The sequence below is a fragment of the Dietzia sp. CW19 genome (assembly GCF_014145265.1).
Taxonomy (GTDB): Bacteria; Actinomycetota; Actinomycetes; order Mycobacteriales; family Mycobacteriaceae; genus Dietzia; species Dietzia natronolimnaea.
Genome location: NZ_JAALEE010000559.1, coordinates 18,231 through 18,583, shown reverse-complemented (window position 1 = coordinate 18,583; position 353 = coordinate 18,231). Strand labels below are relative to the sequence as shown.

At 67.7% G+C, this 353-nt stretch carries 1 protein-coding gene; it reads left to right on the top strand.

Features of this window, described 5'->3' with window-relative positions; genetic code table 11:
* Window positions 1–246: alpha/beta hydrolase (locus G6021_RS17640; RefSeq protein WP_241736616.1), on the top strand; the 246-nt coding region annotated here is incomplete at its 5' end.
* Window positions 247–353: the final 107 nt, after the last annotated feature.

The window sequence follows — 353 nt, the reverse complement described above, 5'->3', positions numbered from 1 at the left end:
ATCAACCTCCGCGACCGCGACGGCCTCGAAGCCCGGCTCGACGGCGTCACCTGCCCGGTGCTGTGGCTCCAGGGCACCGCCGATCAGGTGTACTCGGTGGCCAACGCCGAGGACGGCATCACGCGCTTCACCACCTCCCCCTCCGCCGAACTACAGATCGTCGACGGCGGCCAGCACTTCCTCACGGCCTCCGATCCCGACGCCGCCAACACCGCGACCCTGGCGTTCGTCGAGAAGTGGAGCTGACGTCACTACGCCTCAGCGGCCATCGCATGTAACCGCGCGCTCCAGAATCATCCGCACGGGATATACCGCAGCAGGATGATTCTGGGGCACGCGGCTGGCGGTGGGAG